This is a genomic window from Loktanella sp. M215, from assembly GCF_021735925.1.
Classification (GTDB): domain Bacteria; phylum Pseudomonadota; class Alphaproteobacteria; order Rhodobacterales; family Rhodobacteraceae; genus Loktanella.
In genome coordinates this window covers 17283-37074 of sequence record NZ_WMEA01000003.1, presented here as the reverse complement: position 1 = coordinate 37074, position 19792 = coordinate 17283, and the positions used below count along the sequence as shown (strand labels likewise).

Annotated in this window: 23 protein-coding genes; 21 read left to right on the top strand and 2 right to left on the bottom strand. The window is 51.6% G+C overall.

Annotated elements, in window-relative coordinates:
- The first annotated feature begins 598 nt into the window (after nucleotides 1-598).
- The 9 genes from GLR48_RS19990 (at nucleotide 599) to GLR48_RS19955 (ending at nucleotide 5690) form a co-directional block, all read left to right on the top strand.
- The gene (locus tag GLR48_RS19990; RefSeq protein WP_237064665.1) at nucleotides 599-1207 is read left to right on the top strand and encodes a DNA cytosine methyltransferase; all 609 of its coding nucleotides are present in this window, start codon (nucleotides 599-601) and stop codon (nucleotides 1205-1207) included.
- 123 nt (nucleotides 1208-1330) lie between these two features.
- Nucleotides 1331-1564, top strand: coding sequence for a DNA cytosine methyltransferase (locus tag GLR48_RS26115; protein WP_442915854.1), 234 nt, complete (start codon nucleotides 1331-1333; stop codon nucleotides 1562-1564).
- Nucleotides 1525-1968: a very short patch repair endonuclease gene (locus GLR48_RS19985; protein ID WP_237064633.1), complete on the top strand. Its 444-nt coding sequence runs from the start codon at nucleotides 1525-1527 to the stop codon at nucleotides 1966-1968. Before GLR48_RS26115 ends, GLR48_RS19985 begins: the two co-directional genes overlap by 40 nt.
- A complete protein-coding gene (locus tag GLR48_RS19980; protein WP_237064667.1) occupies nucleotides 1907-2206 on the top strand; it encodes a hypothetical protein in 300 nt (99 codons plus the stop codon). The genes GLR48_RS19985 and GLR48_RS19980 overlap by 62 nt, the downstream gene beginning before the upstream one ends.
- Nucleotides 2146-3270: an MvaI/BcnI family restriction endonuclease gene (locus tag GLR48_RS19975; RefSeq protein WP_237064664.1), complete on the top strand. Its 1125-nt coding sequence runs from the start codon at nucleotides 2146-2148 to the stop codon at nucleotides 3268-3270. Before GLR48_RS19980 ends, GLR48_RS19975 begins: the two co-directional genes overlap by 61 nt.
- Before the next feature lie 428 nt (nucleotides 3271-3698).
- Entirely contained in the window at nucleotides 3699-3944 is a 246-nt protein-coding gene (locus GLR48_RS19970) for a hypothetical protein (RefSeq protein WP_237064663.1), read from the top strand.
- Between the two features lie 118 nt (nucleotides 3945-4062).
- Nucleotides 4063-4398 (top strand): hypothetical protein, encoded by a 336-nt coding sequence (locus GLR48_RS19965; protein WP_237064629.1) that lies wholly within the window; start codon nucleotides 4063-4065, stop codon nucleotides 4396-4398.
- Nucleotides 4399-4456: 58 nt separating this feature from the next.
- Nucleotides 4457-4702 (top strand): caspase family protein, encoded by a 246-nt coding sequence (locus GLR48_RS19960; RefSeq protein ID WP_237064662.1) that lies wholly within the window; start codon nucleotides 4457-4459, stop codon nucleotides 4700-4702.
- Entirely contained in the window at nucleotides 4692-5690 is a 999-nt protein-coding gene (locus tag GLR48_RS19955; protein WP_336886659.1) for a caspase family protein, read from the top strand. Before GLR48_RS19960 ends, GLR48_RS19955 begins: the two co-directional genes overlap by 11 nt.
- Nucleotides 5691-6017: 327 nt before the next feature.
- Here the strand turns inward: GLR48_RS19955 and GLR48_RS19950 are convergent, their stop codons facing one another.
- Complete coding sequence (locus tag GLR48_RS19950; protein ID WP_237064661.1) at nucleotides 6018-6530, bottom strand: tyrosine-type recombinase/integrase; 513 nt, start codon at nucleotides 6528-6530, stop codon at nucleotides 6018-6020.
- A gap of 776 nt (nucleotides 6531-7306) precedes the next feature.
- Between GLR48_RS19950 and GLR48_RS19945 the strand changes: the two genes are divergently transcribed.
- From GLR48_RS19945 to GLR48_RS19895, 12 genes are all read left to right on the top strand, one after another.
- Nucleotides 7307-7897 carry a hypothetical protein gene (locus GLR48_RS19945; RefSeq protein WP_237064640.1) on the top strand — a complete coding sequence of 197 codons (591 nt, stop codon included), beginning with the start codon at nucleotides 7307-7309 and terminating at the stop codon, nucleotides 7895-7897.
- Between the two features lie 700 nt (nucleotides 7898-8597).
- Nucleotides 8598-9074, top strand: coding sequence for a hypothetical protein (locus GLR48_RS19940; RefSeq protein ID WP_237064660.1), 477 nt, complete (start codon nucleotides 8598-8600; stop codon nucleotides 9072-9074).
- Between the two features lie 11 nt (nucleotides 9075-9085).
- Nucleotides 9086-9559 carry a hypothetical protein gene (locus GLR48_RS19935; RefSeq protein WP_237064622.1) on the top strand — a complete coding sequence of 158 codons (474 nt, stop codon included), beginning with the start codon at nucleotides 9086-9088 and terminating at the stop codon, nucleotides 9557-9559.
- Nucleotides 9560-9972: 413 nt separating this feature from the next.
- Nucleotides 9973-10734 (top strand): hypothetical protein, encoded by a 762-nt coding sequence (locus GLR48_RS19930; protein WP_237064659.1) that lies wholly within the window; start codon nucleotides 9973-9975, stop codon nucleotides 10732-10734.
- Between the two features lie 713 nt (nucleotides 10735-11447).
- Complete coding sequence (locus GLR48_RS19925; RefSeq protein ID WP_237064658.1) at nucleotides 11448-12359, top strand: hypothetical protein; 912 nt, start codon at nucleotides 11448-11450, stop codon at nucleotides 12357-12359.
- Between the two features lie 325 nt (nucleotides 12360-12684).
- Nucleotides 12685-13608 carry a DNA cytosine methyltransferase gene (locus tag GLR48_RS19920; protein ID WP_237064657.1) on the top strand — a complete coding sequence of 308 codons (924 nt, stop codon included), beginning with the start codon at nucleotides 12685-12687 and terminating at the stop codon, nucleotides 13606-13608.
- Nucleotides 13599-13880, top strand: a complete 282-nt coding sequence (locus GLR48_RS26110) for a DNA cytosine methyltransferase (protein WP_442915855.1) — start codon at nucleotides 13599-13601, stop codon at nucleotides 13878-13880. Before GLR48_RS19920 ends, GLR48_RS26110 begins: the two co-directional genes overlap by 10 nt.
- Entirely contained in the window at nucleotides 13877-14908 is a 1032-nt protein-coding gene (locus GLR48_RS19915; protein WP_237064617.1) for a phosphoribosyltransferase-like protein, read from the top strand. The genes GLR48_RS26110 and GLR48_RS19915 overlap by 4 nt, the downstream gene beginning before the upstream one ends.
- On the top strand, nucleotides 14905-15219 hold the full coding sequence (locus GLR48_RS19910) for a hypothetical protein (RefSeq protein ID WP_237064656.1): 315 nt from the start codon (nucleotides 14905-14907) through the stop codon (nucleotides 15217-15219). The genes GLR48_RS19915 and GLR48_RS19910 overlap by 4 nt, the downstream gene beginning before the upstream one ends.
- A complete protein-coding gene (locus tag GLR48_RS19905) occupies nucleotides 15185-15751 on the top strand; it encodes a hypothetical protein (RefSeq protein WP_237064655.1) in 567 nt (188 codons plus the stop codon). Before GLR48_RS19910 ends, GLR48_RS19905 begins: the two co-directional genes overlap by 35 nt.
- A 22-nt stretch (nucleotides 15752-15773) precedes the next feature.
- Nucleotides 15774-16937, top strand: coding sequence for an ORC-CDC6 family AAA ATPase (locus GLR48_RS19900; protein WP_237064654.1), 1164 nt, complete (start codon nucleotides 15774-15776; stop codon nucleotides 16935-16937).
- 77 nt (nucleotides 16938-17014) lie between these two features.
- Entirely contained in the window at nucleotides 17015-17959 is a 945-nt protein-coding gene (locus GLR48_RS19895) for a hypothetical protein (RefSeq protein ID WP_237064653.1), read from the top strand.
- A gap of 233 nt (nucleotides 17960-18192) precedes the next feature.
- Here the strand turns inward: GLR48_RS19895 and mobQ are convergent, their stop codons facing one another.
- On the bottom strand, nucleotides 18193-19404 hold the full coding sequence (gene mobQ / locus GLR48_RS19890; RefSeq protein WP_336886658.1) for a MobQ family relaxase: 1212 nt from the start codon (nucleotides 19402-19404) through the stop codon (nucleotides 18193-18195).
- Nucleotides 19405-19792: the final 388 nt, after the last annotated feature.

Genomic DNA, 19792 nt, shown 5'->3' with positions numbered 1-19792 from the left:
TTTTGCACGAACGCATGGATTTTCTGGTGGCGGCTAAAAGCGAGGCTGTCAGTAGTCTCAGCATCACAGGTCTGATGGTTTGTGATGCCTCTGCAGTTTAAGAAAGTTAATACATATAGCAGCTCCTTTGTTTTTACAATGTTCTTGCATATTTTGGAGAGGGATCGACTACACAGTGTCAGAAATATTCCCAGATGTCTGGGCACTGGGAGCTGCTTACCACTATGACCGAATTTGAAATGCTGGTTCAGCGTGACAGGCTGGAGTGTGGCTGAGGCTGCTAAGGTGCCTTTCGAGATACTCTGAAGGCCACGTCTACCGGTGGAAACGGGGCGAAGAAGTGCACCGCCCAGGACGGTAAGTCATCGATCTGCTGCGTGTGCGTATATCGATACGCACAAGGGCGCACCCACAACCTGAAGGAGCCTTCACCTTCATCGATCCCTTTCTTCGCCGGAATCATGGCGGATTGCGCAAGCGATGGCCAGTGCGGGCGGGCGCGTTGTGTTTACCGCATCCGAAATGGGATGCCTTTGCCCGTGGAAAGACCTATCACGCCAACTTCCCCAGACAACCGGCCGATCGCGGGTGACGATCCGTGAGGTGGACGCCAGCTGACATCCCCGAGCACGACGTTCTGGTTGCAGGTTCGCTTTTCCCTGTCAGCCATTTTCCATCGCGGGCGTCTCAAGAGAAGAATGCTTTTAGGCCGGCTGCACACGGATTTCAGGATGAAACCCGGGGCACGTTGTTCTTCGACGTGCTGCGTGTTCTGATGCACCACCCGGCCGGCAGCGTTCCTGCTGGAGAACGTCAAGAACCTCAAAAAGCCATGACAAGGGGCCGCACGTTTGATGTGATCAAACGCAAGCTGACTGAGGAGCTGGGTTATACGCTGCATACCCGGATCATCGATGCAGCGAACTTCGTACCTCAGCACCGCGAACGGATCGTTATGGTAGGTTTCCGCGAAAAGACCGGCTTTTCCTTCGATGATCTTGTTCTGGCTGGCAGGGCGGGGCGCGGTATGCGCGACGTTCTGCATCCTGGAACCGGGACTGAAGTGCCTGAAAGTCACTTCACGGTAGGTCCCGGATGCAAAGGTGAGCGACAAATATACGCTCAGCGACAAGCTCTGGCAGTACCTGCAGGGATACGCGGCCAAGCACAAAGCGGCCGGCAACGGTTTTCGGGTTCGGTCTGGTGACGCCTGACAGCATCTCGCGGACACTGTCTGCACGCTACTACAAGGACGGCTCTGAGATCCTCGTCAGCCGTGGCCCGGGCCAGAACCCGCGCCGTCTGACACCGCGCGGAATGCGCACGCCTGATGGGCTATGACGACAGCTTCCGGATCCCGGTCTCGGACACACAGGCTTACAAACAGTTCGGCAATTCGGTTGCAGTGCCGGTTTTTTGCCGAGGTGGCCCGCCTGATGCGGCCGCACATTCTGTCGCTGACCGAAGGGCAGGACCTGCGCAAAGTTGGCTGATGTCCATGACCCCGCAACCCGGAGTCGCAATATGGCGGCCATCCGCAGCCGCGATACAAAACCTGAGCTGATCATCCGCAAAGGACTGCACGCACAGGGGTTCAGATTCAGACTGCAGGGCCGTGACCTCCCCGGCAGGCCGGATCTGGTCTTTCCTAAATATCATGCGCTGCTCTGGGTCCACGGCTGCTTCTGGCACGGGCACAGCTGCCCGCTGTTTCACTGGCCTAAGAGCCGTGAGGACTTCTGGCGGGCCAAGATCGGCCGCAATCAGGAACGGGACGCTGCCACATGGACAGCTGCCCGGGCCGCCGGCTGGCGATGTGGCGTTGTCTGGGAATGTGCTCTGAAGGGCAGGGGGCGTCTGTCACCCGGTCATGTCATTGACTCAATAGCGCACTGGCTGTCCTCTGATGCAGATGAATTCTGCATTGAAGGCCAATGGATTGATAACGCCGCTCACCCGCCTGCTTGACCAGATGGCTGCCCATGGGGCGGTACGTTTCTACGCCAAGCGAATTGCTCCGAATGACAACTCAAAAAATCAGGTTTATCTGGGCGGCGGATTTGGCGCCCTGAACATCATTCCGCATGGTCCGGTCGAGGGTGACGACAGTGACCGCGCGGGCAGCGTCGAGACAGGGCCAAAGCCATGGTTCGTTTCTTCTGGCTCGATGCTGACGGCCCGACGCCCGCACCCGATGCGCAGCTAATCCTGTATCCGAAATATCCCGAGGTGCGGATGTCCGGCTTTTTGCGCGGGCGAAAACGTGCACCAGTCGTGCTGATGAGGTCGCGCGACGAAGGCAGAGTGCTGTTTTTGGGGATCTGTGCCGATGGCCGGGTTCTGGGTCATGTCGTTGCAGCTGACGATCCCGTTGCCCACACCTTTGACGCAGCAGCGTCCGGTCTCGGAAACGACCGGCGTCTTTCACGATCTGGAAAAACTGCGCCAAGATGGCACCGACCCGAAGGAAGCACTGCTCGCCGCGCTCCGGCGGATTCACGCCAAAGGCTGGATCGCATCGCAGAAGATGGGCAGGGCAGGGGGTGCCGGCCCCCTACCAGCGCCCGCAACGGCGGCGGCTATACGCTGGAAGCTGAGCTGGGCATCGCTCCGAACGGCTATGCGGATCCGGACTTTATGGGCTGGGAGGTCAAGCAATACGGGGTAAACGACTTTACCAGCTACCGTGCAAAAGGCGCTGTGACCCTGATGACGCCGGAACCAACCGGCGGGCTGTACCGGGATGAGGGTGTCGCGGCGTTTCTGAACCGCTATGGCTATGCCGATAAGTCGGGCAAGGCAGACCGTATCAATTTCGGCGGGATCTACACCGCCAGCCGTGATTTCCACGCAGACACCGGCCTCATGCTGCGCCTTGACGGGTTCGACGCGGCAACGGGGAAGATCACAGATTTCGACGGCGGGATTGTCCTGCTGGACCGCGACAACACTGTCGCAGCTTCATGGGGGTTCCGGGGCATTATGGCCCACTGGAACCGCAAGCACGCCAAGGCCGTCTATGTGCCGTCTCTCATGCAGTTCCCACCGCCGGAGTACAGCTATGGAGGTGTAGTCCAGTTGTGCGAAGGAACTGACGTGCTCCTCCTGCTGGCGGCGGTTTCAGCCGGAAGCGTTTACTACGATCCGGGCATCAAGATGGAAGCTGCGGGATCAGCAAAGCCGCTGATCAAGCGCCGGAGCCAGTTTCGAGTCCGGCACGCTGACTTGAACGCATTATACAGGGGGGCTGAGGAGGTGGCGATAACATAATGACCGCAATACTATGCTCCACATGAATGAGGTCGGCTGAACGCATTGTGGGCAAGTCTGCACCGCGACATCGCAGATTTCCGCCATTTCAGTCTATAGAGTTCAGCTTATGGACTGAAATAGGTTCTTACAAAGATAGTTATTTATCATATAGTACTTTTGAAAAATATAGTGTTTTTTTTTGTATAATTTAGAATACTTCAGAGAAGTCTATCTAGATAGAAAATAACGGGCATCGTATTTTTGGACATAATCGACGCAAAAAGTTCAAACCAAGGATTACCCACATGCCCTCTGATGACGTTCTCTCCTCGCTGCTCTCAGCACCCCCCGATCATCCTCGCGCTTCTCCTTGGAATTAGTGCTGTAGGTGTAGCCGGATTTGCGCTGCACGTAGTCCTTCACGCCATCACGAAGGAACGTCGCAAATGAACATGCGTCAGTGGGTAAAGCTGCCGTCTGCTTGGATGGAAGAAGGCGGGCTTTCAGCCTTCAAGTGGCGTGCCGAGGCCGGGGCATCCGAAACAGCAGCTCTCATGGTTCTGATGGCAATCGCGCATCGCGCTGATCTGGAAAGAGGGCATCGCTCGCGCGACATACAACGACCTGTTTGCCGCAACTGGCGTAAGCCGCACCAAGATTGCCGATGGTCTCGAAATTCTGGCAGCACGTAATTTGGTGATACGCGAAGCTAACGGGCGCAGCACATTCCAACTCACAAACTACGGCAAGGGGCGTCCTTGGGCCGCGCTGCCTGCGAAACCTTTATACGATGGCAATGGAGCTATGCCGATGTTCGAAGACTTCTATCTTCGTAAGGTGGCAGAGCTGGATGCCGTGAAAATCTATCTCGCGCTCGCGGCGCGGCGTGACACTAAACAGAACGTGACCCGGATCACCTACGATCAAATCAGCGACTATGCGGGTGTCCCGATTAAGCGCATTAAGCGCGCTCTTGGGATTCTGAACATCAACGGTCTTGTTACCGTGGAAAGCTATGAGCGGATGGATCGCTTACCCGGTGCATCTCATGGTTACCGACTGAGCCACTTATTTCCAAAATTCCATGCCGGAACAACCGGGCGCACGACGCGCGGACTGGGTGGAGATTCAAAAAATTACGAGTAGCGGAACGGTTATGAACATTTGAGAACGCAAGTATGTGCGTCGGCAAGGGAGATTTAAGTTGAAAAGAAAAATGGCAGCTCTGGTTTTAGGGAATGCGGAGTATCCCGCAGGTGGCGAACTCGAAAATCCTGTCAACGACGCTTTGGACATAAGTGAAAAACTAAAGTCCTACGATTTTGAGGTGATACTCGGGACAGACTGCTCAAAAGCGGCCATGGAAAAAAAGCTTAAAGAATTTGGTGATCTTCTCAAAACCCATGATGTCGGAATGTTTTTTTTTCGCCGGTCATGGTATGCAAATTGATGGTAGCAATTATTTGCTAGCCATCGACACAGACGACTCTTCAGAGATTGATGCAAAATACAGCTCACTCTCCTTGGATAAGGTTGTAGAGGTATTGGCAAAATCCAAGGCATTAACCAAGATTATTGTGTTGGATGCGTGCCGAAACAATCCTTGGAAGAGGGCGTGGCATCGGGATATAGCCATGCGCGGCCTTGCGTCTGTTTATGCCCCGAAAGGCACGATCATAGGATTTGCAACGTCCCCCGGTGAAACCGCTGCTGATGGGGTCGGACGGAATGGCACTTATACTGAGGCTCTGTTGCAGCACATTGACACAAAAGACTGCCCCATCGAGACAATGTTCAAGCGGGTAAGAAACACCGTCGCCGCCGCCAGCCAAGGTAAGCAGACTACATGGGAACACACATCCTTAGCCGGTGAGTTCTATTTCAATCTAGGTATCGACAAAATAGTTAAGGAATATGACGAAACCGCTCTTGCAGATGGCCTGTTTGGCCTCGACAACTCTAAGTTGTCACATAAAATTATAGAAGGTTTGAAGAGCTATAATTGGTATGTTCAAAATCCGGCATTACTGAAGCTTGATGAAAAAAGCGTTAAGCCGATGAGTATTAACAACCTATTCGTCCTTGGTCGAAATATATATCAAGCCGCTTGTGGATCATCTGGAGCCGCTGACGTTTTTATCGAAGACTTCAAATCGCGCACTGCACAGTTTGGCAAATTGAAGCGGAAGGCGTTGTTAGACGGGATGCTATTCGAGATATTTTTTGACTCGACAGGTAACCTCCGCCCCAAGATCAAAAGTAAATATTTTGACGAAGTATTTGACTTACAAAAAATACCCGAACTTAAGGCGAGTTTTGAATTTATTGCGGACACACTATCGGCTGCGGGCGCAAACTTCATCCAACTACTGGTCGTGGGCACGTACTGGACGTTACCGTTTCAACAAAGAAAAAAAAAAGAAAGGCTATCTTGTTGAATCAGTATTTATAGGCGGACTGGATTTATTTCAGCGTCCGGAAAGCGATTGGGATGACCTCGATGGTATACCGTTATACTCTAAAACTATCATTGAGAGACTGAACGCAAACCTTTCCCACGAACTTGTCGTCCCTCAGCGCCTGCTGAATGTGACCTACACCCCTGCATCTGTTGATGAAGACGATGTAATCCTCATCCCGCACGGATGGAGCATCAAAAGATGATTAGGCCCGCAATCAAGCTAACCTACGCTGCTGTGTTCGACTCTCCAGCCACGCCCAGTTCTTCACTGGATTGCGTTTCGCCAGATAGGTCTGCGCGATCATCAGAGATGGTATTTGCGGGCGATGTCGAGGGCCTCGGCCTGTTCGGTGCCGATGTATTCTTTCGTGCTCTCGATGCTGACGTGGCCCAGCAGGAGCTGGGCAGCCCGTAGGTTGCCGGTCTGCTGGTGGATATAGGTCGGGAAGGTGCGGCGCAGGGAGTGCAGCCCGTAGAGCGCGGGATCGAGCCGGGCCCGTATCAGCCAGCCTTTGAACAGCCGCCAGAGCTGGCTTTCACTCAGGTGTGAATGCGACCAGCGCACGCCCTGTCCGGTGAACAGCCAGCCGTGCAGCGGCCGCTCGCTGGCGGCCAGGTAGACGCGCAGGCTGTCGCGCGTCACCGCCGACAGCCGCGCTTGCACGGGGCGGGCATTCCGGGTCTCGGTCTTCTTCTGCCGGATCTCGACAATCTCGCGCACCCCGAGCGGGGTGGCCACATCGGCGACCCGCAGCCGCACCAAGTCGGAGCCCCGGAAGCAGGTATCCGGGGCCACGTTAAACAGCGCCGAGGTCACGGACCGCCGCAGCTTGCGTCCGGCTGTCCTGCCGCAGCAAGAGCCGGATCAGGCTGACCTCGTCAGGGGTGAGCGGGGGGTTTCTTGCCCACCACCTTGCCGCGGTTCCAGGCCGGTTTCGGAGGGGGTGTCATGGGGCCAATCCTTGCAGGCTACGCACCCATTATAGCGGGAAAGCGTGCATACCGGAAGAGGTGAAGCGCGAAGAACCCATGAAACCCCTGTTTTATATAGCTCAGCCCCATCGGTCGCCATGCGAGCTAATATCAAAAAGCTTGCATGGATGGGTAAGCCGGTGCAGTTCAAAAACGTGTATCTACTGTTCGGCTTTTGAAGCGGGTTTGTGGCAGCTAAAAACAGGGCAGGGGATGCGTGTGCCAAAAACGAGGGTTTTTGGCACACGTCTGAATGACGGCAGTGCCGGATAAAGTTACCTTTCGCGTATCATATTTCTGACCTAAACTGGACACTTATCGCAGCGTCCCACAAAGCCGATTATAAAGGACGAAAGCGACTATCATTATTTTATAAGGACAGATGAATGAGCAAACAGTTTTACGAAGTTACAAAGGGACACCTAGGACAATACGAGGACTGGTGGAACTTTGATGCAGAGAAAAAAGTGTGGTCACGCACCATTGGGACTACGTCACAGTTAAAGGTTTGGCTCAGAATACGGGAAAAAGGACTTATTCGACAACAGAGTTTCTAGAAGGCGATCATCATAGTGGAGCAAAATCAGCCTTGAGAGAAATTTTGAAGGTTGAATAAATACTATGAGAAACAGGCCTGAAAAATCTGAGAAACTACCGGCGCTCCATACGCTCATCATCGGGGACATCCGCGCAGCATGGTCTAAAATGTATTGGGATGTGGATGCTTTCGGAGACGTCCAACGATCATTTCCGGAAGAACATGAGCCGCTCGCTTACTTAGCACTCAATGCATGTATTTCAGCGTCTTCTTTGGAAAACTGGGCGAGAACACGATGGATGCAACAAGAACGCAAGAAAAAGTTCAGGGTAAAGGAACAGGACTTTACTGATTTGGTAGACGCGAAAATACCTCATCAGGGTCTCTGTGTAGACGTTGCTAATACGACGAAGCACGGTAAGCACAAGGAACGTCGCTGGAAAAATGGAGAACTCAATTTCAGATATGACGCGGCCAGCGAGCATGACCCGCCTGGCTTTGTCATCTTAAAGTTACATGAAAGTAAAACCAGCATCCTTTACAATGATCTTCATGATCTGCCGAACCTTTGGTGGGAATTTCTAAAAGAAGTTGATCTTGTTTCCGGTGAAAAACCTACGCTGGAATGGTGGCAACGCAAAATTTCTCGAATGTTCCCTATGATCTTACGCTAGCATAAACGTACTCGCTATCGTGGTTTGTGCTAACAACCCTTTGTTGAAGGGTTTTTGAGCACTGTTTTCGTCCGGCAAACCATTTAGATTATTCCTGAACTAGAAGCCGACATTAGAGGTGCAAGTAAGTGTCGGAAGTTTGGGCTCAGAACCGCCATTCACCACGTTCCAAAAACCACCGTTTCTGGCTTACCCCCTTAACGCGGGAAGTAACGCCCTTCGTCCCTGTCCTGAACCGCAAGGGTCACGATCTGACTTACCGCAACGCCACAATCGAGACCGGCGTAAAACGTTACAAGACGGCGACCACCATGTGCCGTACATGTCTGCGGAAGCTCGATTTTACAGACGTTTCAGTGCGGTCGGTCATCCGCTTGGTCAATGAGGATGCCCGAGAGGCGTGGCCCCCGAGTTCATGAGTACGGATTAGAACGGCGTTGAAAAAGTCGGGTACGTTAAGGCTTACAGCAGGCGGCGTAGAGGTCGGTCGCGTTGGCTTAAGCCTTCCTCTGCAGGCTGCTCGATCAGCGCCAATCCAAGACAAATGTGGATTGGGTCTGATGTAGGCCAAGACTTTTAACAGGTGTCATTCACCTGTTGACTCAGCAGACTTCCCTGTATATCAGCAGTCATACACTGGTGGAGTTTGTAAATTATGACTGATAGTACAACCCGAATTTCCTTACGCCTCCGGAGCGATGTGGCCGACCTCATCAAGTCGCTATCCTCCGAAGCTGGGATCGATCCCTCCGCCTTCATGCAGCGCGCGCTGGAACGCGCCGTCTACGAACACCTACCGGCTGATCGGCGGCGGGAGATCGACAACACCACGGCCCTCTACGAGATGGCGCAGACCGTAGCCCGCGAGATCCGTGACGCGGGAAAAGCGGACGAGCATTTCACGCTCACTGTCTTTCGCGCGATGATGGCCATCCCAAACATTCGGGCTCTCTACGAGGAGGTGATCGGCGTGGACGCCTATGCTGACAAGGCGCCCGGAAAGATGCCGCTCAACATGTACCTAGGCTGGTACATCAAGAAGGCGGTCGGCGCAGAGCCGCTTCTCGACGACGCGGGCACTCCACGCAGGGAGTATGTTACCGGCGAGCCGATCAAGAGCTACACACTCCTCGCTGTGGAGCCTCCCGTCGCAGCCGTCATCGTCCAGGCATCGTAAGCGGAACCCCCATGGCTGATCACAAGAACGTCCTGATCGCGATCGCGGCCACTACGGACCCCGCCAAGCTCCGCAACTTTAGAGCCAATGCCCGCAGGCTCAGCGCGACCGATGTAGAGGAAGCCGCCTTCCGGCGCTTGGTGGAGATACTTCCGAAAGAAGAGCCCGGCACGCTCGAGCACGACTTCTGGAAGACGATCCACGCATTTGAGGAGATGCACAGCGAGGAGCGAGGAAAGACCATCAGGCTGTCCCGGACGCGCCAGAAGGTCGCCCGTGTCGGCGTAAAGGAGACCCTGATCGGGTTCGCGACCAGCAAGACCCCGACAGACGGCTTCAGGATCTTGATCGACTATGGCTGCCCCGAGCTTACCGGCGAGGCACTGGTCCTAAAACACAGTAAGGAGTTCAATCCGGAGGTGCAGCTTGCCGCCAGGCGACGACTAGAAGACGCAGGTGTCGATCCCTCGAAGCTGGTCTTGTGATCCCTCCTTCTAGGTCACTCTGCCTTACTCTGGGGGCCCGAAAACCACCGTTTGTGGCACTCAGTGCTAATCCTTGGCGGGAGATTGAAGATTTTGATTGGAATTCCTAAAAACGACTGTTTACTGCGCGATATGTTGGGATTTGCTCGTGCCCCTAGGAGAGCTGACTACCTTAAGCGTATAAAGGCTCTTGTCCTGCCGGTGGTCGAGATGAAACGGTACGAGGCGGTAAGTACATCGCTTACATCAATGCGGTGACATTAGCGACGTGGGCCCGAACCTTTAACGAAAGACAGGACGTGGCAGCCCGATATTACTCACCGGACGATCCAGAGAACTACGTTACCTCGTCTAGGCTCAAGCGCTTCGCTCGGACGAAGCAGATCGAGTATATGGTCCACTGGTTTCGAGGCATGTTTGAAGACCCTCAGAACGAGATGCCCTACGCGGACAAGGAAGACCCTGGCGACTCTCCCTATCGCTATCCTTGGGGCGGACCCTACGATGCCGACGAACAGCTCCAAGACGAGTTTAGCGACATAGTGCCCTTTGAGGTTATTCAGGAAGCCGTCCTAGAGGTACAATCAGACGGCACGATAGAATGGGCCCCAGGTCCAAATCATCCTGATCAGATAGCCGCCCGCGACGGGGCAATGGCCGAACACTATAACGAGCCCCCTTCACCGGCCTTAGAAGATATTCAGCGGCGGATAGAAAACGGCGTCGTTCCCGCCTTTGGCGATCCGTTTGAACACGAGGAACGCGTGGCATTGCGCCGCAAACTAGCGGAGCTGCGCGCGCTCCTTGCTCAAGACCCGCCGTCGCATGGCGGGATTGGGCACAATCAACCGCCAGAGCAACCGGCACTGACGGTCGAGCTGAAGATCGAAGCAACCGATGCCATCGACCAGATGGATGCAGAGCTAGCTAACGAAAAGCCCGACGTAGAGGTCGTGCTCGAGGCAACAGGACGGCTGCAAAAAGTCCTCTTCTGGATGGGCAAGAAACTCGACAAGTCCGTCGACAGCTTCATGGCGACGATTGGCTCAGCGGGCGGTGTCGCGGTCGTCGGCGGCGTCACTGTTCAGCTCGCAGGGGTTCTTGTCGGTGAGAAGATTGGCCAAGTGGTAGAGACAGCACTGCAATGGCTAAACACTGTCACCCTGCCCTTCTGAGTGACGTGTCTGCGATTAAGTCCGACTGAGCTGGTGCCTGTTCTTCGGAGCAGCCTTCGCCGCTGCAAACTAGGAGACGAACAGGATCCTGCGTCAAGAGGCTGGTGCGGCCTGCAAGCCGCAAGGCTGAAAACAAGGCCCCTGAAGCTAGTTACCTCAGCTCGGGCAGGTTTTCGGCCGGTTGCGCCCACAGTCTCTGTCACTGGAAAAAATGACAGTTTATGGCAAGGTGTCATTGCCTAAAGTAGCCGTTCGTACCATTTGCAGCTAAGGTCAGTAACCAGCACAACCTGCTCATTGGATGTCAGGCAGTGAAGGTTACGTCGTACGAGGGCAGCCCCTTCGCTCGCGACACGAAACTTGCGCAGAGCCTTAATACATAAAAAACTACCAACCTCCGGATGTGGTCATTTGCGCTCGAAGCGGCCTTTCGACGTACGGTGGGGCACAGTCCACTTCCGGCCGTACAAGCGTATATCAAAAAGCTTGCATAGTTCAGCTGCACAGGGACAAAAAAGAAGGAGGGCAGTCATGTTCAGGCCCATGCCTGACTCCTTAAAATACCCTTAAGGTGTGTTAAGATACCATCAGGGAGGGCGGTGACCACTCCATGCGGCGTGATGAGCTTAGCGGTTTGATGACTTACTTTTCCAAACGACTGGTTTATGAGTATGCCTCAAAGCAAAGGTTAATTGGGTCGATTAGGGCGTATGATGGACTTTCAACCACATGAGCCCTGTCCCTGCGGCAGCGGTGATCTTCACAACGACTGTCATGGTCCCATCCTCTCCGCACCGCCGCACAAGCAGCTTCAGGTTGCTCAAGCGCGTTACGCTAGTGGGTGGAACCAAAATGCGGAACGATATAAGGCCCAAGGCCTCTATCATCAGCTAGCGCTCAATCTTGTCTCGGTTGGAAATATCAAAAAAGTTTTTGATATAGGTTGCGGTCTCGGGCATGGGATTGAAGCTATAAAATCCGAACTACCACCTTTACAAAGCTCGATCGTTGGCGTTGATGAGAACCCCGATTGTATTTCGGGAGCAGTAAAGCTACTCGGCTTAGAGTTAATCCCAATGGCACATCAGCGCCTCAAATCTAAACGGCAATTGAGCGGCCAATTTAGTATAGAAGTCCGAAAAGGACGTATACCCGCTCCAAGCGAAATCTCTGTTATTAACGCAGACATGTTACTTCGTGATCCGCAGTTCGAAATCTGGCTTGAAGAGCAAAGTCCGTTTGATGCAGTAACGATGTGGTTCATGGGTGTACACAAGGCCCGAAGCATGACCAAAATCTACAATGAGATTGGTATTCACTCTGATCGTGAAAACCGCGAAGCACTCGAAAGAAGACAGCTCGAACTCGCATCACGGCTGCTTCATACTGGTGGGGTGTTGCAACTGGTTAACCGAGTGGTTTCGAACGATATTGACAGTTATCGCGATACTCTGGTGCAGGAAGCGAAGACCAAGCTTACAGGAAGCGGCCTCAAGTTCTCCAGTCTCTCTACGTTTCAGTATGAAGAGCCTAATAACACAGGATCTATAAGAGTTTCGACGCCCGGCCTTGATGTAATGGGTATACCAACATTCGCAACTTCCATCCTAGCACTAAAAGCATAGGTAACTTCAGCGTCAAGTACTTATCAAGGATCCCCGCCCTACGATCGTTCACAAAACCTAGACACCTTGGCCTCATCAAACCATGCTACCGACCAACATACTCATACGGCGTACGTTTCATCCGGTTTCGAAAGCCACAACGGCATTGCCAGCTCGAAAAACCTTTTCGAAGACGCACATAAGCTGCTCGCATAGCCAAACATACCTTGGCACCTTAACTATCACCAAAGCTGGTCTCAGATCTCCTTCAGGTTTGATACAGGAATGAACCATACGACAGCAAGGAGTCTTGCTCAGTACATCCAGATCGGGACCCGACATACAAGTGCCAGTAAAAATTAAATATGCCAGCTTATACAGCGGTTGTGGCGGTTTAGATTTAGGCTTCGAACGAGCCGGATTTCAACAGCATTGCTCATTTGATCACGACGTAAATGCATTGGAAACACTTCAGAGAAACACAGGCGCAACTGTGAGGTTAGCTGACCTAAGCAAGCCAGACGCCGACGTAATTCAAAAGGTATCTGAATCTGACATATTAATAGCTGGTCCACCTTGTCAGGGTTTTTCTACCGCCGGAAAAAATGATCCAACAGATGAAAGAAACAAGCATCTGCTAAACGTCGCAGAAATCGCATGTCTTGCCAAACCAAAGTTGGTATTGATTGAAAACGTTAAGGGCCTACTTAGCCCCACTAATAAATATCATTATGAAGAAACCGTCTCGAAGCTGGAAAGTTCAGATTACAAGGTAACGTCCAAGTCCTATCTCGTCTCTGATTTTGGAATAGCTCAATCTCGGACCAGAGTCCTGATAACCGCCGTTTTAGACGAGAAGCCACTGAACCTAAACCTAAAGCATAAAAGTCCCAAGAGGCTAAGTGACATTCTTAGAGGGTCTGAAGATATTATAAATGGTCAAATTTATCCCCTTTCAGAAGAGGGTAATGACTATAAGATTTCGCGGCGAATTTCTCAAGGTCAAAAATTATCAAACGTTAGGTGTGGTATATCTTCAATTCACACATGGAATATACCAGAAGTATTCGGGCAAGTTAATGATACGGAGATATCAATACTAGAGATCATTTCCAGACTACGGCGGCAAAACCGCCGGCGGAGCAACGGCGATGCCGATCCAGTAGAGCCTTATTATATTGATAAGTCATATGGATCAGATACTAGCGAGATCTTAAATAGTCTTATTAAAAAGGATATGCTAAGCGTGTCGAAGATTATATCGATATAACGCACACTTTTAATGGAAAATATAGACGCCCACATTGGAATGATGTATCGCCAACAGTTGACACGAGATTTGGGCAACCACGGTATTTCTTACATCCTGATCAACACCGAGGTTTTACTGTGCGTGAAGCAGCACGCATACAAAGTTTTCCTGATAGTTATAAATTCTTCGGCTCAGATCAAGTAAACTTCAGAATGATCGGAAATGCCGTACCACCAAGTTTTTCCATACAAATTGCTGAATATATACGTGATGAATGGTTTAAAAGATGACACCTATTGAACTACAACGGAAACTACAGATTTGGTGCCAAGAAGACTACGACGGATCCATTGGCATAAGTGATATTAAGAAGGACATAGAGTTTTTGTCACGAGAGCTCTATAATGAATATGACGTCACAAAACATGGTGGTCATGGAGATTTTATCTTCCGGTTGGCGCGATGGATTGGATCTGCAGAAACTGATGACGACCAGAAATCTTTATTTGTACTATTGCGTCACCTAATTTTCTTTGGCGACAATGAACTTGATGCAGCTTACCGAACAGCATTCAGCCGTCACGTAGTATCTTGGTTGATGAACGATCAAAAATTAAATGTATTCTCTACAACGGCAGATGCAGATTTAAAATCAATATTAAATAGGACTTTGCTCACTGAGATTACTGACAGTTTTGGGCTACGTAGCTTTTTGGGAAAAAATAATCTACACGGAAGGCCACGATATACATGGTATGCTCATCGTAAATCATGGCAGCGACAGCAATTTATAGATACCGAAATTGTCCGGAATCTTGGTGAAAACATAAGCCACATAGTTTTATTTGAAGATTTCGTTGGCAGCGGTTCGCAAGTTGAGCCCTTTCTAAAGCTTGCGTGTAATGTCGATCGGAATATAAAAGTTTTGTTCTGTCCTATGTATATCTGCCCCGCGGGTGCCCAGTTAGCACTAAGGTTACAGAGACAATATAGAAACTTTAGTTTTAGTCCTGTCCTTGAAATACCTCAAAAATGTTTCATAACTAAAAATGCAATAGATGGCGAACACCCGGATTTTCCAACAATTAGGAAAACTGCAAACGTCGTCCATCCAAAGGTAGTTATCCCCGGATCTCCTCAAGATTTTGGGCCATTTGGTTTTGACGGCGTCAATCAGCAAGGAGCTACTGGTGGCTTCATTGTTACATCGACAAATTGCCCGGATAATACTATACCTCTTATCCATCGCAGGCGAGCGGGATACTGGGAACCACTTTTTTTGAGAACATCAAGGGAAGCTTTAGAGGTGACGCCATGACTAATCCTTTCAACAATCTATATCATACTGAATCAATACCAGCTGATAGGTTTGTAGAGATCTTTAGTCCCGTTTTACTCCGTGAAAGTAAAACGCATGAGCTGTTCCAACCTGGTAGTGTAGTATTAACTGGCCTGCAAGGTTCCGGAAAATCAGCCTTACTGAATTTATTAAAACCAGAAGTTTTGATTGCTTATAAAAATAGTTCTGAACCTTGGCCATTACCAGTTCATTGCTCGAAGTTTTTATCTGCAAGTATCGTTCTTCGGTCAAGTGGTGCTTTTAGATTTCGGCCAGAGATCAATATCTGAAGAAGTAGATAGCAACAAGAATATATTAGGTTTATTCTTTGGAGACTATCTAAATTACTGGATAGTCGACGATCTTTTGACAAATATTGAGCTTCTCTGGTCCGATCGCGGCGCTAAGTTAGCCGATTTTATCGGCGCCGAAATTTCGGAAACGAAGCTTAATAATTTCGCTCAGAAATTAAAAAAGGATTCGTGCTGGTTCGGTGTTCTTGATAATGTCGATACATTTCATGCACTGAGGAAGGTAATTTCTAATAGAATTCTTCAGTACGAAAGTTTTCTAAATTATAATTCTGACTTTCCTAAAAGCCTTAATTTTACAAAGACGAAGCCCGGTGATCCAATTGGAAGCATTGCAGATGCTTTAAAGTCCAGTGGAATCATACCGATCGACTTACCAATTTTTATCACCATAGATCAATTTGAAGATTTGATGGATTTGGAGCGGGATAATGGCGAATTAGGAACTCCGATTTTTCGCAGCGTGATAATGAGAATGCTGGGAAATCGCGATAAAAAGAGTATCATATAGAGTCGGAGCAAGACCGTATTCAATGCTGAAGGGCCTTCAGGGATTTGGAAACAACTCCTTTACTGAAGAGGGGAGGGAATATGAGCTTGTTGATATCATCAAGATTTTGCGAGGCGGCGAGAATCGAAGAACGTTGTTTCAAGACTTATGTGAGGACGTATTTGATAGACGGCTGAGATTCGCCGAGTTCGATTGCTTGCCAAAAGGCAGCAAATTAACATATCTTTTCGGAAAACGCGCTTCTGCTGAAGATAAGGTGGCTACGTTCATCCGCGATAGTGGAAAACGAGTAATTTCATCAGATTTCCAAGTTTCACCACTGATCAAAAATGCCCTTTCAGAGGTATCTCGGACGAATCCGATAAGTGCAAAACTTGGTGAGGCTTGGACGCGTCAGAATATTGATTCCATTGATATTTCGCCTGAGTTAATCATGTCAGAACCTTGGCAAAGTAAAGTTTGGTGGAAGAAGGAGCGTAAACAACAGGCATTAATGCAGGTTTTTTCAACATGTAGGCAAAAGCTTGTCTGGTATGGTGCGCCTGATATTGTTTTGCTCTCTGGAAAAAACATATTTGTATTTCTGAGTATTTGCCAATTCATTTGGGCCGAGTATCTACGAAGTACTAGTGAGTCTTCGCAGATTTTTCCAAAGGGGATTGATCCTCTTACACAGGCTACTGGGATTCATTCAGCTAGTGAATATTGGTTTAGGAAGGTTCGCGCTGAGCCAAAAGGAGGTGATGACCGACATCGGTTCGCTAACGTTCTTGGCACAGCGATAAGGGATCGGCTGACGCGTGATAAAAGTATGTCATATCCGGGGGAGAACGGATTTTCTCTTCCCGTTAAAGATCTTGAGGCGGCTCGCCATGTAGAGTCATTCCTTGAAAATTGCGTGTCTTTTGGAGTTCTTGAGCAACATTCTCACACTTCTAAGTCTCGATCCCGAGGACAAAGTCAGAAGTGGTTTCTGTCTTCAATTCTTACTCCTTATTTTCAAATTCCAACTGCTCATACTAAAGAACCAATATATTCCAACATTGAGGATATTGAAGACTGGATGTGTTCAGCGCGAGTATCTTCAGCGGCTGGTGTTAGCCGCTCAAAACTCAAGAAAAAATATATTAGTAATCCTATAGACGAACAACTTACACTTAATTTTCGTGGCGGGGTAGAAGATTGATACGCGAGGGTAGGCCATTCAGGGCGTGGGGAAGTGTCGAGAGAATACTTTCGGGGTGTGTAGCTACAGATTGGTCTATGATTGGTTGTATTTCAACTGAAGAAAGGTGTACCGGGCTCATTAGTCAGATTGGAAATTTCTGCTCTATAACTAGTGAACTAATCTTTGAGGTTGAACATGGACCGGTGTGGGAAGCCGACAAAATCAACAGAAAGATAAGTTTTAATAGAAACGAATTTCTTCGGAATGGCGTTAATAATTCTAGTATTAATAGAATTTCAACTCAATCACGTTTCGGAAATTTTGAAGCTCGTATTAAAGAGTTCCTGAAGGATAGTGTAGGCGAGAACCTAATTATTGACATCACTTCGATGCCGCAAAAGGTTCTTTTTTTCCTGTGCAAGCTTTGCCTAAAATTACCGCTGCAAACTAAAAATATCATATTTACCTATACGGAGCCCGAGAAGTACGACCAAAATGCCTTGGTCGAAAATCATGAGGCATGGGATGCTTTACCTAGCTTCAGACTTTCTCGCGATTCAGTGCAGGACCGTAAAGTTGTTATAGCAATCGGGTACGATCCTATGGGTTTGCCAGAACAAGTCAATTCATCTGATTTCAATGAAGGGACTGTATCTTTCCTCTTCCCATTCCCCTCACATCCTGATCGGGTATCTCGGAACTGGAAATTTATCAGAAGGATATTTCCGAATTCTGAAACTCGCAAGCTGGATATTAAGAGAGTTGACGGATTAAATATACCAGAGGTTTACGATGAGCTTTGTGGGATTGGTGGATATGGAACTATTGCACTATCTCTTGCACCTTACGGTCCGAAACCTGTATCACTCGCTATGGCACTTTATGCTTGTCGCTACAGCGTTAGTCCGATGCAAACTGGGGTTTTTTACAATCAGCCACTTGATAAAAACCCTGACTACTCGATAGGTATTAGGTTTTCTGGGGGAATTCCTGCGATTAATTGTTATTGTGTCCGCCTAAACGGAATTAATTTGTATTAGGTTGAACAAAGCGTGTGGAACGCGCTACTGGAAGACGATGAAGCCGTGGTCTTTTTAGTTTTTGATGATCGTGCGCAGGCGCCGATAGACTACAAGCTGCACCGATTTAAAGCTCGACCTACTGCATCGTCTCCATAGCTTAGGCTCAAGGTTGAAGTTTGGCACCAACAGTGTGCGCTAAGGTATCGTTATAGCCAGTAGCATTGATGAGCACGGATCCTGTATCGCAATCCTTAGATACTCCACCCGGTATCGTCCCCCAAGGTGCGCCCTTCGCGCTGCCTAACCTTCGCCTTGCCGTCGCGCGCGTCCCCGTCATCCATCTCGATGTCCGGCACCACCACTGGCGCAGCGCGACCGAGCGCTGCCGCCAGCCGTGCCCGCGTATCCTCCACATCCGCCTCCAGCCCCGGGGCGCTCACATCCGGCGCCAGGATCCCCGCCAGCCGCTCCCGGACCGACGGCCGCGTCACGGGGTCTGCCGCCTTTTCAGCGCCATCCCCCACGTCGCGCCCTTCGCCCAGCCCCTGCCGCCCGGCCGCAGCCCTGAGCGCCGCAAGCCCTGCACTGACGCGGTCTCGCCCGGCGTCGCGTTGCAGCGCGTAAGTCTCGCGGGCGGCCAGCACCCGGTCCCGCATATCGTTAAACACCGCCTTCGCCTGCCGCGCCGCATGCACCACCGCCCCGCGCTCGGTGACTGGCTCATAGTCCCGCCCGTCCCGCGCGGCCGCCCGCATCTCCCGCCGCTCGATCGCATTCGCCGCCGGCCCCAGCTTTAGCTCCGGATCCCTGTCCAATGCCTCGGCCTCCAGCGCATCGCCGCGCTCCAACGCGGCCTCGCGCTGGAGCTCCAAAGACCGGTGATCGACCCGCTCCAGCACCGCCGCCCGCTCCAGTGCCGCGTTCTGCAACTCAGCCCAGACGCCGCGCATCTCCTCGATCTCGACACCACCGGTTTTGGCCGCATCGAGTACCCGGGTCTTGTCAGTGAACCCCTCCGGTTCCAGCACCCGGGTACTGGTCAGGATGTGGGCATGATAGTTGCGCTGATCGCCCTCGCGGTGCGGCGCATGGATCGCGACATCGACGGCAATGTCGTAGCGATCAACTAGCGCCTGGGCAAAGTCGCGGGTGATCTCGACGCGATCTGTATCGCTGATTTCAGAGGGCAACGACACTTCCCACTCGCGGGCGGTGACCGAGTTCTTTCGGGTCTCCCGCGCCTCAGCCGCGTTCCACAAGGCCGCACGATCCCGCGCCCAGTCCGGCGCACCCTCCGGCGTGATGATGAACGTTTCCAGCACGCCGCCTTTCGCCGTGTAGTCGTGCACGCGGCCCTCGCGTTCGCAGGCGATGCTCTCGCCGGCACGGTAGGCCGCGGCCGCCGTGGCGGAGCGGCCGGCGCTGCGCTTCACGGTTTTGACAGAGAGGTGGTAGCTGGCCACGCGCCCTACCCCGCCACGGCCGGCATGCACAGGTGCAGCGCCGCGACATGCCGCTTGGCAGCCCTGCCATTGATGGCCACGGGGTGCCGCGTCGTTTGTCCTCCGGACCGCGCCCCACACCGGGGTGCCCGCCAGCACTGCTGGGGCTGGAGGACAAACGGCAGCGTGTCCGAAGGGACCCAGAGGGTCGCTGGGCGACGCGCCCGGCCGTGCGGGGTATCGGGAACCTGCGCCACGGAAAGGGCAGGATTTCGATACGCCGAACGAGCGATTTGCCACCGGCAAACCCACTGCACCGCGCCGGGACCGCGAGGTCCGGCGCTGTGCAGATCCCGTCGGGGCGCAGCCCGCAGCAGACCGGCCCCCAACGGGGGGCAACGGTCGGGCT

What these genes read in the sequence shown, in the direction of transcription:
- GLR48_RS26115 (WP_442915854.1), top strand. Translation starts at nt 1,331, where the DNA reads ATGGGCTATGACGACAGCTTCCGGATCCCGGTCTCGGACACACAGGCT.
- GLR48_RS19985 (WP_237064633.1), top strand. Translation starts at nt 1,525, where the DNA reads ATGGCGGCCATCCGCAGCCGCGATACAAAACCTGAGCTGATCATCCGC.
- GLR48_RS19980 (WP_237064667.1), top strand. Translation starts at nt 1,907, where the DNA reads ATGCAGATGAATTCTGCATTGAAGGCCAATGGATTGATAACGCCGCTC.
- GLR48_RS19975 (WP_237064664.1), top strand. Translation starts at nt 2,146, where the DNA reads ATGGTTCGTTTCTTCTGGCTCGATGCTGACGGCCCGACGCCCGCACCC.
- GLR48_RS19970 (WP_237064663.1), top strand. Translation starts at nt 3,699, where the DNA reads ATGAACATGCGTCAGTGGGTAAAGCTGCCGTCTGCTTGGATGGAAGAA.
- GLR48_RS19965 (WP_237064629.1), top strand. Translation starts at nt 4,063, where the DNA reads ATGTTCGAAGACTTCTATCTTCGTAAGGTGGCAGAGCTGGATGCCGTG.
- GLR48_RS19955 (WP_336886659.1), top strand. Translation starts at nt 4,692, where the DNA reads ATGCAAATTGATGGTAGCAATTATTTGCTAGCCATCGACACAGACGAC.
- GLR48_RS19945 (WP_237064640.1), top strand. Translation starts at nt 7,307, where the DNA reads ATGAGAAACAGGCCTGAAAAATCTGAGAAACTACCGGCGCTCCATACG.
- GLR48_RS19935 (WP_237064622.1), top strand. Translation starts at nt 9,086, where the DNA reads ATGGCTGATCACAAGAACGTCCTGATCGCGATCGCGGCCACTACGGAC.
- GLR48_RS19930 (WP_237064659.1), top strand. Translation starts at nt 9,973, where the DNA reads ATGTTTGAAGACCCTCAGAACGAGATGCCCTACGCGGACAAGGAAGAC.
- GLR48_RS19925 (WP_237064658.1), top strand. Translation starts at nt 11,448, where the DNA reads ATGGACTTTCAACCACATGAGCCCTGTCCCTGCGGCAGCGGTGATCTT.
- GLR48_RS19915 (WP_237064617.1), top strand. Translation starts at nt 13,877, where the DNA reads ATGACACCTATTGAACTACAACGGAAACTACAGATTTGGTGCCAAGAA.
- GLR48_RS19910 (WP_237064656.1), top strand. Translation starts at nt 14,905, where the DNA reads ATGACTAATCCTTTCAACAATCTATATCATACTGAATCAATACCAGCT.
- GLR48_RS19900 (WP_237064654.1), top strand. Translation starts at nt 15,774, where the DNA reads ATGCTGAAGGGCCTTCAGGGATTTGGAAACAACTCCTTTACTGAAGAG.
- GLR48_RS19895 (WP_237064653.1), top strand. Translation starts at nt 17,015, where the DNA reads ATGATTGGTTGTATTTCAACTGAAGAAAGGTGTACCGGGCTCATTAGT.